Here is a 12958-nt window from a genome sequence, read left to right on the forward strand (position 1 = left end):
ACGATTTCACATCAGCGCAAACCCCTTGCCCTCTCTCATATTGTTTTCTGGTTATATAAACATTCTTAAATAGTCTTTTTAAGAATATCCATGCCTCTCTTATATTGCTCCCACGCCGAACGCAGTGCCGCCCACTGCCAGGCAAATCCCCTTCAAAGGAGCAGCACCATGAGCGCATCCCTTCGCAGCGTTGACGGTCAGGACGAAAGCACCATCTTGCGTGAAATCCAGAGCGCCCTGCGCGATCTGCGGTTCGGCGCGGTGGAGATCACTGTGCACAACGCGCAAGTCGTACAGATCGAACGCAAAGAGAAATTTCGTTTGCAGCAACCCGGTAAACAACCGGGGTGAGATCAAAAGATCGCAGCCTTCGGCAGTTCCTACAGGGGCTGCGTGCAGGAGCTGGCGAAGGCTGCGATCTTTCAACGCGATCCGATTCCAGCAATACATAAGAAAAAGCCACCACCAAGAATTCCAGGAGCTTTCACCATGTCGTCGATTCGCCGTTACGCTCTGGCCGCGCTGGTCAGTGCCGTGTTTGCCGGTTCCGCCGTTGCCAAGGATTACGAGCTGCTCAACGTGTCGTATGACCCGACGCGGGAGCTGTATCAGGAATACAACGCCGAATTCATCAAGTTCTGGCAGAAGGACCATGCCGGCGACACTGTAAAAATCCAGCAGTCTCATGGCGGCTCGGGCAAGCAGGGCCGTGCGGTGATCGATGGCCTGCGTGCTGACGTGGTGACCCTGGCCCTGGCCGGTGACATCGATGAAATCGCCAAGCTCGGCAAGAGCCTGCCCGTCGACTGGCAGAAGCGTCTGCCGCAAGCGAGCACGCCGTACACCTCGACCATCGTGTTCCTGGTGCGCAAGGGCAACCCGAAAGGCATCAAGGACTGGGGCGATCTGGTCAAGAACGATGTCTCGGTGATCACACCAAACCCGAAAACCTCGGGCGGTGCGCGCTGGAACTTCCTCGCCGCGTGGGCCTATGGCCTGAAAGCCAACGGTGGTGACGAAGCCAAGGCCAAGGAATACGTACAGACCCTGTTCAAGCACGTGCCGATCCTCGACACCGGCGCCCGTGGTTCGACCATCACCTTCGTCAACAACGGTCAGGGCGACGTGTTGCTGGCCTGGGAAAACGAAGCTTTCCTGGCGCTGAAAGAAGACGGCGGTGCGGACAAGTTCGACATCGTCGTGCCGTCGCTGTCGATCCTCGCCGAACCGCCAGTGGCCGTGGTCGACAAGAATGCCGAGAAGAAGGGCAACGCGCAGATCGCCGAAGCCTACCTCAAGCATCTATACAGCCCGGCCGGCCAGGAAATCGCGGCGAAAAACTTCTATCGTCCACGTGACAAGGATGTAGCGGCCAAGTACGCCCAGCAGTTCCCGAAACTGGAACTGGTGACCATCGACAAGGACTTCGGCGGCTGGAAATCCGCGCAGCCGAAATTCTTCAACGACGGCGGCGTGTTCGACCAGATTTATCAGGCGCAGTAATCTCGCCTTCAACCGGCCTGATGTCTGGGCACATGACATGTGGGACTGAGCTTTTGTGGTGAGGGGATAAGTCCCCTCACCACAGGGCTCACTCCCACATTGATGCGTTTTCAACCAGGGACTTTTATGTCGCGTCGTATCTCCCCCGTCATACCCGGCTTCGGGCTGACGCTGGGTTACACCTTGGTGTACCTCAGCCTGATTGTGCTTATCCCGCTGGCGGCGATGTTCGTCCACGCCGCCCAGCTGACCTGGGATCAGTTCTGGACGATCATCTCCGCACCGCGGGTGCTGGCGGCGTTGAAGCTGAGCTTCGGTACCGCGCTGTGTGCGGCGATCATCAACGGCATCATCGGCACGTTGCTGGCCTGGGTGCTGGTGCGCTACACCTTCCCCGGGCGCAAGGTGATCGATGCGATGATCGATCTGCCGTTCGCCCTGCCGACCGCTGTGGCCGGTATCGCGCTGACCGCGCTGTACGCGCCGGCCGGGCTGGTCGGGCAGTTCGCTGCCGATCTCGGTTTCAAAATCGCCTACACCCCACTGGGCATCACCCTCGCACTGACCTTCGTCACGCTGCCGTTCGTGGTGCGCACGGTGCAACCGGTGCTGGCCGATATTCCCCGTGAAGTCGAGGAAGCGGCGGCGTGCCTGGGTGCGAAGCCATGGCAGGTATTTCGCCACATTCTGGTTCCGGCACTGCTGCCCGCCTGGCTGACCGGTTTTGCCCTGGCGTTCGCGCGTGGCGTCGGCGAGTACGGTTCGGTGATTTTCATTGCCGGCAACATGCCGATGAAAACCGAGATCCTGCCGCTGCTGATCATGGTCAAACTCGACCAATACGATTACACCGGCGCTACCGCCATCGGCGTATTGATGCTGGTGGTTTCCTTCATCCTGTTGCTGCTGATCAACTTGCTGCAGCGGCGCATCGAAACCCCATAAGGAGGCGCGAACATGTCCCAATCGTCCATTGCGGCCGCCTCTTCGGCCAACGCTGCGCGCCGTGGCAGCGCCACTTCGCGCAGAATCCTGATCGGTCTTGGCTGGCTGATCTTTTTCCTGTTTCTGCTGCTGCCGTTGTTCATCGTCGTATCGCAAGGTCTGAAAAACGGTCTCGGCGCGTTCTTCACCGCGATTTTTGAACCGGACGCGCTTTCGGCATTGAAACTCACCGTGTTCGCGGTGCTGATTTCGGTGCCGCTGAACCTGGTGTTTGGCGTCAGTGCGGCGTGGTGCGTGAGCAAATACTCATTCCGTGGCAAGAGCATGCTGGTGACGCTGATCGACCTGCCGTTCTCGGTGTCGCCGGTGATCGCCGGTCTGGTCTACGTGCTGATGTTCGGTGCGCAGGGCCTGTTCGGGCCGTGGCTGCAGGATCACGACATCCAGATCGTCTTCGCCCTGCCGGGCATTGTGCTGGCGACGATTTTCGTCACCGTGCCGTTCGTGGCCCGGGAGCTGATCCCGCTGATGCAGGAACAAGGCACCCAAGAGGAGGAAGCCGCGCGCCTGCTCGGTGCCAATGGCTGGCAGATGTTCTGGCACGTCACCGTGCCGAACATCAAGTGGGGCCTGATTTATGGCGTGGTGCTGTGTACCGCGCGGGCCATGGGCGAGTTCGGTGCGGTGTCGGTGGTTTCCGGGCACATTCGCGGGGTGACCAACACCTTGCCGCTGCACGTCGAGATCCTCTACAACGAATACAACCACGTGGCCGCGTTCGCCGTGGCGAGCCTGTTGCTGATCCTGGCGCTCTTCATCCTGCTGCTCAAGCAGTGGAGCGAAAACCGTATCAACCGCCTGCGCGCCAGCGCCGCGGAGGAATAATTCATGTCGATCGAAGTGCGTAACGTCAGCAAGAATTTCAACGCGTTCAAGGCGCTGGACAACATCAGCCTGGATATCCACAGCGGTGAGCTGGTCGCGCTGCTTGGTCCGTCGGGCTGCGGCAAAACCACCTTGCTGCGGATTATTGCCGGTCTGGAAACCCCGGATCAGGGCAACATCGTTTTTCACGGCGAGGACGTTTCCGGCCACGATGTGCGTGATCGTAACGTCGGTTTCGTGTTCCAGCATTACGCCTTGTTCCGCCACATGACGGTGTTCGACAACGTCGCGTTCGGCCTGCGGATGAAACCGAAAAACCAGCGCCCGAGCGAAAGCCAGATCGCCACCAAGGTTCACGAACTGCTGAACATGGTGCAACTGGACTGGTTGTCGGATCGCTACCCGGAGCAGTTGTCCGGTGGCCAGCGTCAGCGCATCGCGTTGGCCCGTGCCCTGGCGGTGGAACCTAAAGTGCTGCTGCTCGACGAACCGTTCGGCGCCCTCGACGCCAAGGTGCGCAAGGAACTGCGGCGCTGGCTGGCGCGGTTGCACGAAGACATCAACCTGACTTCGGTGTTCGTGACCCACGACCAGGAAGAAGCGATGGAAGTCGCCGACCGCATCGTGGTGATGAACAAGGGTGTGATCGAGCAGATCGGCTCACCGGGCGACGTCTACGAAAACCCGGCCAGCGATTTCGTCTATCACTTCCTCGGCGATTCGAACCGCTTGCTGTTGAGCGACGACAACCACGTGCTGTTCCGCCCGCATGAAGTGTCGCTGTCCAAGCATGAGCTGGAAGATCACCATGCCGCTGAAGTGCGCGATATCCGCCCATTGGGTGCGACGACGAGGGTGACGCTGAAGGTGGAAGGGCAGACGGATCTGATCGAAGCGGAAGTGGTGAAAGACCACGACAGCCTGATCGGGTTGGCCAAGGGTGAGACCTTGTTCTTCAAGCCGAAGGTCTGGCAGAAAGTCGCCAATATTTAAAGGCAAAAGCTTCGCGAGCAGGCTCGCTCCCACAGGGAAAACTCATTCCAAATGTGGGAGCGAGCCTGCTCGCGAATACGATCTAGACAGCAGCGCGATTCGGATTGACCCGCACCACCCCCGCCCGCAACTCGATCTCTTGTTTCAATTCCTGCCGCATCCCCAGCAGAAACGCCAACTCAGCCACGACAAACAACGGCCCGACAATCAGCCCCGACACATCATCGACAAACGCCGGTTTGCGCCCTTCATAGTGATGCCCGACAAACTGGATCACCCAGCCGATCACAAACATCGCCAGGCCGCTGCTCAGCCAGACCATGGTGCTCTGCTGCGCCAGTGCATGCCCGGCCCACACCGACAGCCCCATCAGTACTGTCATCAACACGCCAAGCTTCAATTCCAGGCGCAGGTAAAACCACGCCGAGGCCAGCGCTAACAAAACCGCCGGAGATATCCACAACCCGCCCAGCGCCCACTGCGGCCGTGACAGCAGGACAGCCACCGCCACCACGATCAGCGGAATGCCGATAAAGTGGCTGGCGATGTTGCGCGGGTCGCGGTGGTAGGCGGCGTATTGACTGAGGTGGTCGACGAGGCTTTTCATTGTTGTTCCTCCAGTGGGGTTGAATGCATCATCCCTCGGGATCCGCGTTCGCTCTGTCGGGCAGGCGACACTCCAGGAGTGGTTATGCAAATTCGTGCACAGTTACTCAGCGGCCAGTGGTTCAGTCATTTGCCTGCATCTTTTCAGGATAGCCTGCTGGCGCTGGCTCGGGAGCGGCGGCTGACGGCGGGACAACGATTGTTCCAGCGTGGCGATGCGCCGTGCGGTCTGTATGCAGTGCTCGATGGCGCCGTGCGCATCGGCGCGGTGAGCGAGCAGGGCAAGGAGGCCTTGCTGAGTCTGGTGGAGGCGCCGCACTGGTTCGGCGAAATCTGCCTGTTCGATGGCCAGCCTCGCACTCACGATGCCTATGCAGTCGGGTCGTGCACCTTGCTGAATGTTCCGCAAGCGGCGTTGCTCAAATTGCTCGACGAACAGCCGCAGTACTGGCGGCATCTGGCGCTGTTGATGAGCCACAAATTGCGCCTGGCCTTCATCAATCTCGAACAGCTGAGCCTGCTGCCAGCCCCGGCGCGTCTCGCCCATCGGCTGCTGATGATTGCCGAAGGCTACGGCGAACTCGACGCACCACGCCGGACGCTGCAACTGCCGCTGGAGCAGCTGGCGGCGATGCTGTCGCTGTCGCGGCAGACCACCAATCAGATCCTCAAGGATCTGCAGGGGCAGGGGATTATCGGGCTCGCATACGGCGAAATCGAAATTCTCGATGCGGTGAGATTGCGTGCCTTGGCGACGATCTGAAAACTGAAACCGATCCAATGTCGGAACTGGCACCTGTGGCGAGGGGATTTATCCCCGCTGGGGCGCGAAGCGGCCCTGAAAAAGGCACTGCTGCGCACTCCAGCGGGGATAAATCCCCTCACCACAAAGGCTCACTCCTACGAAGGATCCGCGTTTGGATTACGAACCGCGATAGGTCGAGAAACCGTACGGGCTCAGCAGCAGCGGGATGTGGTAGTGCTGATCGGTCTGCTTGACCTGAAAGATCACCGGAATTTCCGGGAAGAACGTCTCATGCTTGATCTTCTGGTAATACTCGCCGGTCTTGAACACCACGCGGTATTCACCGGCTTCGAATGGCTGTTTGGCAGGGAACAGCTCGGCGATCCGCCCTTGCTCGTTGGTGGTGCCTTTGGCCAGTGGCTGCCAGTTTTCGCCGACGTGTTTTTCCAGGGTGACGTTGATGCCCGGTGACGGCAGGCCGTTTTCCAGGTTGAGCACGTGCACGCTCAGCGGATTGCCGGCGGCCAGCGCCAGGCTGGAAACAGCGCTCAGGCTGAGCGCGGCGAGGGTCATGCGCAGGGTGGTCATGGTGGATCTCCTTAGTGGGAACGGGTGATGGTCAGGCCGGCTTTGTCGGCGGCGGCGCGGGCGCAGTTTTCGTCTTGCTCACCGCCGCCGGAACCGGCCACGCCCATGGCGCCGACCAGTTCGCTGCCGGCGAACAGCGGAATGCCGCCGCCGAGCAAGAGCAATTCATCGAGGGTGTTGAGGTTGGCGGTTTCCGGGTTGCTGCGGGCGCGCTCGGCGAACAGCCGTGTCGGCGTCTTGGTCGACAGCGCGGTGTAGGCCTTGCGTTGGCTGGCGGCGGTGTTGTGCGGGCCAACGCCGTCACCACGCAGAGTCACCAGCAGGTTGCCGCCACGGTCGAGCACCGACACCGTGCCGGTGCAACTGCTCATCGCCTTGTCCGCCAGCCAGCGTGCGGTTTTCAGGTCGAGATCGGCGTGGCGCGGCAGTTCTGGCGTGGCACTTGCTGCGCCGCTGAGGCCGAGGATCAGGCTGGCGACAAGGTATTTGACGGTCATGTGCAGGCTCCGGTTGGGAAGGTCTGCACCTTAACCGGCGCACTTCGTCAGAACTCCGTCAGGCGGATTACAAGTTTGTAATGGGCAACGGCGCCGAACACGCCTAGCCTGTGTACCTGATCAATTGAGGTGTGCCATGCGTTTGCTGGTCGTAGAAGATGAAGCCAAAACCGCCAATTTCCTCGCCAAGGGCCTGGGCGAGTCGGGTTTCGCCGTGGACGTGGCGCTCAATGGCCTCGACGGCCGCTATTTTATCGAGCAGCAGGAATACGACCTGATCATCCTCGACGTGATGCTGCCCGGCCTCAACGGCTGGCAATTGCTCCAGCTGATTCGCCAGCGCGGCGCCACACCGGTGCTGTTTCTCACCGCCAAGGACGCTATCGAAGACCGCGTGCGTGGTCTTGAGCTGGGCGCAGATGACTACCTGCTCAAACCCTTCGCGTTCGCCGAGCTGCTCGCGCGCGTGCGCACGCTACTGCGACGCGGGCCGATGCGCGAAGCCGAGTCGTACAGCATCGCCGACCTGGAAATCGACGTATTGCGCCGCCGGGTCAGTCGCGGCGGCCAGCGCATTGCCCTGACCAACAAGGAATTCGCCCTCTTGCAGCTGCTCGCCAGCCGCCAGGGCGAAGTGCTTTCGCGCACGCTGATCGCCTCGCAAGTGTGGAACCTGAATTTCGACAGCGACACCAACATGGTCGAAGTCGCCGTCCGGCGTCTGCGCGCCAAGGTTGATGATCCGTACATGCCGAAACTTATCCACACCGTGCGCGGCGTCGGTTATCAACTGGAAGCGCCGGACGATGTGGAGTAAGTCGATCGCCTGGCGATTGGCGCTGGCCTTCGCCATGGTCTGCGCGCTGGTGCTGAGCGCAATCGGCGTGTTCCTCTACCGCTCGCTGGCCTCGGAATTGGCCTTTCGTGACGACATGGCCTTGCTCGGTCGCCTCGAGCAAGTGCGCGCCTTGCTCGCCGACAGCGACAGCCTCGACGCCTTGCAGGCACGGCCACGGCTGTATCAGAACATGCTCGGCAATCTCGACAGTCTGTTGCTGGTGCGCCGGGCCGACGGTTCCAGCGTGATCGCGATCAACCCGCGCCAGCGTGAACTGCCCGCGCTCAATGCATTACCGCGAGAGCAAATGCCGCAGCGCCGTGACGTGCTCACCTGGCAGGCCAGCGACGGCGCCGAATTGGCCTTGCTGTCCGGCCAGGCCCAAGGCCCCAACGGTGAAACCCTCACGGTGATCGCCGGCAAAGTGCTCAGCGAGCGTGAGCAGATGCTCGGCAGTTATCGCCTGCGTCTGTACCTGTCCGTCGGCCTCGGCGCGGTGCTCGCGTTTGCTCTTGGCCTGTTATTGCTGCGGCGTGGCTTGCAGCCCTTGCATCAGTTGAGTGAAGCGGTGCGCAGCATCGATCTGCGCAGCCTCGATCGACGCCTGCCTACCGAGGGCACGCCGACCGAACTGCGCGAGCCGGTGCACGCGCTCAACACCATGCTGGCGCGGCTGGACGACAGCGTGCAGCGCCTGTCGCAATTCTCCGCCGACCTCGCCCACGAAATCCGCACCCCTCTGCACACCTTGCTGGCCAGCAACGGCCAGGCCCTGAACCATCCGCGCAGCACGGCCGAATATCAGGAAGTGCTGGCCTCGAACATGGAAGAGTTCGAACGGCTCAAGCGCATGGCCGAGAACCTGATGTTCCTCGCCCGCGCCGAACAGGCCGAACGTGCGCTCAATCTGCACACACTGGACTTGCGCAACGTCGGCGACGAGCTCTGCGATTACTTCGAAGCCCTGGCCGATGACCGCGACCTCCAACTGCAAAACCGCATGCACGGCGAATTGCTCGCCGACCAGCAACTGCTGCAACGCGCCCTCGGCAACCTGCTGGCCAATGCCGTACGCCACGCCGACCCCGGCAGCCTGATCAGACTGCAACGCCGCGATGAACCGGGTATGTGCTGGCTGCAAGTGCACAACCACGGCCCGGTCATCGCGCCTGAGCATCTGGGCAAACTGTTCGACCGTTTCTACCGCGTCGATCCTTCACGTGCGGAACCGGGAGATTCGGGTGGGCTGGGTTTGGCGATCGTGCAGTCGATCATGCAGTTGCATGGCGGGCAGGTGCGGGTGAGGAGTGACGCCGACGGCACTGTTTTTGAGCTGGGGTTTGTGGTGGTCTGACGGCCTCTTCGCGAGCAGGCTCGCTCCCACAAGGAAACGCATTCCAACGGTGGGAGCGAGCCTGCTCGCGAAGGCGCTGGATCACACAATGGTGATTTCGGATCAGCGCAACTGATCCCGAAACTGCCCCGGCGTCATCCCGGTCCAGCGCTTGAACGCGCGGCTGAAGCTGCTGGTGTCAGCGAATCCCAGCAGATAGCTGACTTCACTCAAGGAACACTGCGGGTCACGCAGGTGCAGCAGCGCGAGATTCTCGCGGCTTTCGTTGAGCAGGGTGTCGAAGCGACAGCCCTCATCCGCCAGATGCCGTTGCAGGCTGCGCAGGCTCAGGTGCAAGGCCTGGGCGATGCGCTCGGCGCTCGGTTCGCCTTCGGGCAGTTGTTCTTCAATGGCATCGCGCACCTTGCGCTCCCAGGTCAGCGGTTTGAGCTGGGCGAGGGTGCGTTTGAGTACGGCTTCATTGTGCTCGGCCAGTTCCGGGTTGGCGTCGTCGAGGTGGCTGTCGAAGTCGCTGAGGGCGAATTCCAGGCGGTCCTCGGCGGCGGAAAAATACACCGGCGCGCGGAAGACTTTGTGCCATTGCTGGGCATCGCTCGGTTCGGGGCGGCGCAAGTACACCGCCAGCGGTGCGTAGTCACGGCCGAGGCGATTGCGGCAGGTGCGCACGTAGATCGCCGTAAATGCGTCGATGGCTTCGAAGGCCGGCGCCGGGTTGCCGGGCGGAATTTTCAGGCGAAATTGATAACGGTCATTGCTACGGCTCAGCTCCAGCTCCAGCGCATCGCTGACCACCGGATGATAACGCACGATGCGTTCGAACACTTCGCGCAAGCTGCCGCTCGCCACCAGCGCATAACCAAGCGCGTGGAACGTGGTCGGGCTGACGAAACGCGACACGCGCAAGCCCAGCGCCGGGTCGCCGCTGGCTTCAACGGCGAGCGCCCACAGGCGCGTGGTACCGGATAGCGGATAGCGCGCATTGGGGTCGTCCATCAGCGTTGGGTCGAGCCCGGCCTGTTGGCACAAGGCAAGGCTGTCCAGCCCGAGCGCGTCGAGTTGTTTGCGCAAGGCGCGGGTCCAGCTGGCGAGGGAGGTCGGTTCCTTCATGCGGATTGGCGCGTCCGGTCAACAGGTTGGCGTTCTTGGCTAGCGCGGATCGAACCCCGGCAAGGCACGATGCATTCATCTTAGACCCGAGGATGGAAGCATGGACGGTACTTCTGCAAGCCCTGAACGACTGAATGCGGCGCAGCGCTCGGCACATATTCGCCAAGTGGTGTTGGCCAAGGGTGCGCAATTGCGTGAGCGCTACCCGATGCTTCAGCATCAGGATGCCCTCGGTGCGGGGATTCTGGCGTTGGCGCTGGCCGGGATGATCGGCTCGGCGGCGCTGTACATCACTGGCCATATGGCCTGGTGGGTGTGCCTGCTGCTCAACGGGTTTTTCGCCTCGCTGACCCATGAGCTGGAACACGACCTGATCCACAGCATGTACTTCCGCAAGCAGCGCGTGCCGCACAACCTGATGATGGGCCTGGTCTGGCTGGCGCGACCGAGCACGATCAACCCGTGGATCCGTCGTCATCTGCACCTCAACCATCACAAGGTTTCCGGCACTGAAGCCGACATGGAAGAGCGCGCAATCACCAACGGCGAGCCGTGGGGTTTTGCCCGTCTGCTGATGGTTGGCGATAACGTCATGTCGGCCTTTATCCGTCTGCTGCGCGCCAGGACCTGGGCACACAAGTGGAGCATCGGCAAGCGCGTGCTCAAGGTCTACGCACCGCTGGCGCTGCTGCATTGGGGAGCGTGGTACGTGTTTCTCGGCTTTCACGGGGCCAACGGCATCGCGCATTTGCTCGGCTCGCCAATCGAGTGGTCGGCCACCGCGCTGTCGGTGATGCAGGTGATCGATATCGCCGCCGTGGTGATCATCGGCCCCAACGTGCTGCGCACTTTCTGCCTGCACTTCATCAGCTCGAACATGCATTACTACGGCGACGTCGAACCGGGCAATGTGCTGCAGCAATGCCAGGTGCTGAACCCGTGGTGGCTGTGGCCGTTGCAAGCGTTCTGCTTCAACTTCGGCAGCAGTCACGGGATTCATCATTTCGTGGTCAAGGAGCCGTTTTACATTCGTCAGATGACCGTGCCGGTGGCGCACAAGGTGATGCGCGAGATGGGCGTGCGGTTCAATGATTTCGGCACGTTTGGCCGGGCGAACCGGTTTGTGCGTCCGGCTGGAATGGTGCATGAAGAGGTGAGTTCAGCCCGGGCTTGATGGGTTGCGCTCACAGGCCCCTTCGCGAGCAGGCTCGCTCCCACAGTTGGAATCCGGTTTCCTGTGGGAGCGAGCCTGCTCGCGAATACGATCTGTCAGACCCTATGAATCCGGCTGAAACGGCGAAGCACTGAGGATCACCCCGGTCTCTTCTACATACCGCTGCCAATGCCCGATCAGGTCAGTGAGTTTCTGCGGCTGACTCAACGCCAGATCATGAATCTCCCCTGGATCATTCGCCAGATCATAAAGCTGCCAGGTCGCTGGCCCGACCGGCCCGGGAATCCATACCGCTTTCCACGAGCCCTGGCGAATCGCCCGGCGTCCGAACAATTCCCACCCTGTCACGGTGTGCTCGTCATGCACCTGCGCGGTCTCGCCGGACAGGAAGGCCAGCCACGACTTGCCGCGCAGTGGCGCCACCGCTTTGCCTTTCCACTGTTTGCCCGGATGCCGCACGCCAGCCAGATCGAGAATGGTCGGGGTGATGTCCATCACCGTGCCGAAACCATGGCTGATCTGCCCTTTCAGCGGCAATTGTGGATAGTGCAGCAGCGCCGGCACGCGGATCCCGCCCTCGGTGGTGAAAGCCTTGAACAAGCGTGACGGCGCGGTTGCCACTTGCGCCCAGTTCGGCCCGTACCAGACGTAGGAATTGGCCCGGCCGATGTTGTCGAGGCTGTTGTCGTAATGCTGGTTGAGGTAGGTCATCAGCTCCGGGCCGAATTTGGGGAACGCTTCCAGCAGCGCGCCTTCGGCACCGTTGTCGGACATGAACAGGATGAAGGTGTTGTCGAGCTGGCCTTGCTGGCGCAGGTAATCGACGACCCGGCCGATGTTCCAGTCCATGCGCTCGACCATCGCCGCGTAGACCTCCATGGCTCGTGCGGAAATCTGCTTTTGCTCATCGCTCATCGCGTCCCACTGCGCGCTGAGCTGAATCAGCGGGTGCGGTTCGACGTCTGCCTCGATCAGACCCAGTGCCTTGAGTTTTTCCAGGCGTTCGAGGCGCAGCACTTGTGGGCCGGCGTCATAGCGGCCACGGTATTTCTCGACGATCTCGGCCGGTGCCTGCAGCGGCCAGTGCGGCGCGGAGAAGGGCAGGTAAGCGAAGAACGGCCGGGTCTGATCGCGTTCCTTGAGGTACTGCAGCAGCTTGTCGCCGAAGGCGTCGGAGGAATAGAAATCCTTTGGCAACTCGTCAATAAACTGATCGTCCTCGATGTACAGCGCCGGGGTGGATTTCAGCAGGCCCGGCGTTTGCTCATCGTAGGTCGGCTCGAAACCATAGTGGTTGGCAGCGCCCGGCAACAGTGAAAACGAACGCTCGAAACCGCGCGCATGGGGCGCCAGTTCAGCCTTCAGACCCAAGTGCCATTTGCCGCTCATCAAGGTTTGATAGCCGGCCTCGCGCAGCAGCTCGGGCAGGGCGACGACGCGGTCATTCAGGTAGCCTTCGTAGCCAGGTTTGCCGATCAGTTCCGGGGTCAACGCTTCGGCCATGGTGCCGATGCCGGCGATGTGGTGATCGGTGCCGGTCAGCAGCATCGAGCGCGTCGGCGAGCAGGTCGGTGCGGTGTGGAAATCGGTCAGGCGCAGGCCGTTCTCGGCCAGCGCATCGAGGTTCGGCGTAGCGATTTCGCCGCCGAACGCACCGATGTCGGAAAAGCCTAGGTCGTCGGCCAGAATCACTAGAAAGTTGGGACGTTGCGGCATCGCGAAA

14 protein-coding genes are annotated in these 12958 nt (G+C 61.4%); 9 read left to right on the forward strand and 5 right to left on the reverse strand.

The genetic code is table 11. The annotated features are described in order from the left end of the window. Nucleotides 1-168: 168 nt before the first annotated feature. From oscA to AB4N73_RS22715, 5 genes are all read left to right on the forward strand, one after another. Nucleotides 169-351 carry a sulfur starvation response protein OscA gene (oscA, locus tag AB4N73_RS22695; RefSeq protein ID WP_007917682.1) on the forward strand — a complete coding sequence of 61 codons (183 nt, stop codon included), beginning with the start codon at nucleotides 169-171 and terminating at the stop codon, nucleotides 349-351. A 138-nt stretch (nucleotides 352-489) separates the two neighbouring features. After that, a complete protein-coding gene (locus AB4N73_RS22700; RefSeq protein ID WP_460142572.1) occupies nucleotides 490-1503 on the forward strand; it encodes a sulfate ABC transporter substrate-binding protein in 1014 nt (337 codons plus the stop codon). Between the two features lie 126 nt (nucleotides 1504-1629). After that, nucleotides 1630-2448, forward strand: coding sequence for a sulfate ABC transporter permease subunit CysT (gene cysT / locus AB4N73_RS22705; RefSeq protein WP_016772245.1), 819 nt, complete (start codon nucleotides 1630-1632; stop codon nucleotides 2446-2448). Between the two features lie 12 nt (nucleotides 2449-2460). Further along, a complete protein-coding gene (gene cysW / locus AB4N73_RS22710) occupies nucleotides 2461-3333 on the forward strand; it encodes a sulfate ABC transporter permease subunit CysW (protein WP_007917679.1) in 873 nt (290 codons plus the stop codon). Between the two features lie 3 nt (nucleotides 3334-3336). Further along, on the forward strand, nucleotides 3337-4326 hold the full coding sequence (locus AB4N73_RS22715) for a sulfate/molybdate ABC transporter ATP-binding protein (RefSeq protein ID WP_056786991.1): 990 nt from the start codon (nucleotides 3337-3339) through the stop codon (nucleotides 4324-4326). An 82-nt stretch (nucleotides 4327-4408) separates the two neighbouring features. On the opposite strand, the gene AB4N73_RS22720 is transcribed toward AB4N73_RS22715, so the two are convergent. Further along, entirely contained in the window at nucleotides 4409-4933 is a 525-nt protein-coding gene (locus tag AB4N73_RS22720; protein WP_423663601.1) for an Mpo1 family 2-hydroxy fatty acid dioxygenase, read from the reverse strand. Nucleotides 4934-5017: 84 nt separating this feature from the next. Between AB4N73_RS22720 and AB4N73_RS22725 the strand changes: the two genes are divergently transcribed. Beyond that, a complete protein-coding gene (locus AB4N73_RS22725; protein ID WP_460142573.1) occupies nucleotides 5018-5695 on the forward strand; it encodes a Crp/Fnr family transcriptional regulator in 678 nt (225 codons plus the stop codon). Between the two features lie 159 nt (nucleotides 5696-5854). Here AB4N73_RS22725 and uraH read toward each other — a convergent pair whose 3' ends face one another. Both uraH and AB4N73_RS22735 read right to left on the reverse strand, forming a co-directional pair. After that, entirely contained in the window at nucleotides 5855-6265 is a 411-nt protein-coding gene (uraH, locus tag AB4N73_RS22730; RefSeq protein ID WP_150637862.1) for a hydroxyisourate hydrolase, read from the reverse strand. Nucleotides 6266-6276: 11 nt separating this feature from the next. Then, nucleotides 6277-6762, reverse strand: a complete 486-nt coding sequence (locus tag AB4N73_RS22735) for a GlcG/HbpS family heme-binding protein (RefSeq protein WP_041477439.1) — start codon at nucleotides 6760-6762, stop codon at nucleotides 6277-6279. A gap of 136 nt (nucleotides 6763-6898) precedes the next feature. Here AB4N73_RS22735 and AB4N73_RS22740 point away from each other — a divergent pair, with 136 nt between their 5' ends. Further along, nucleotides 6899-7579: a heavy metal response regulator transcription factor gene (locus AB4N73_RS22740; RefSeq protein WP_041477440.1), complete on the forward strand. Its 681-nt coding sequence runs from the start codon at nucleotides 6899-6901 to the stop codon at nucleotides 7577-7579. Then, entirely contained in the window at nucleotides 7569-8954 is a 1386-nt protein-coding gene (locus AB4N73_RS22745) for a heavy metal sensor histidine kinase (RefSeq protein ID WP_460142574.1), read from the forward strand. Before AB4N73_RS22740 ends, AB4N73_RS22745 begins: the two co-directional genes overlap by 11 nt. A 102-nt stretch (nucleotides 8955-9056) precedes the next feature. On the opposite strand, the gene AB4N73_RS22750 is transcribed toward AB4N73_RS22745, so the two are convergent. Beyond that, nucleotides 9057-10061, reverse strand: coding sequence for an AraC family transcriptional regulator (locus AB4N73_RS22750; RefSeq protein ID WP_252868593.1), 1005 nt, complete (start codon nucleotides 10059-10061; stop codon nucleotides 9057-9059). A 100-nt stretch (nucleotides 10062-10161) separates the two neighbouring features. Here AB4N73_RS22750 and AB4N73_RS22755 point away from each other — a divergent pair, with 100 nt between their 5' ends. Further along, nucleotides 10162-11235: a fatty acid desaturase gene (locus tag AB4N73_RS22755; RefSeq protein ID WP_460142575.1), complete on the forward strand. Its 1074-nt coding sequence runs from the start codon at nucleotides 10162-10164 to the stop codon at nucleotides 11233-11235. A gap of 102 nt (nucleotides 11236-11337) precedes the next feature. Here the strand turns inward: AB4N73_RS22755 and AB4N73_RS22760 are convergent, their stop codons facing one another. Beyond that, on the reverse strand, nucleotides 11338-12951 hold the full coding sequence (locus tag AB4N73_RS22760) for an arylsulfatase (RefSeq protein ID WP_460142576.1): 1614 nt from the start codon (nucleotides 12949-12951) through the stop codon (nucleotides 11338-11340). Nucleotides 12952-12958 lie beyond the last annotated feature (7 nt).

It is taken from the genome of Pseudomonas sp. S3_B08 (assembly GCF_054667725.1).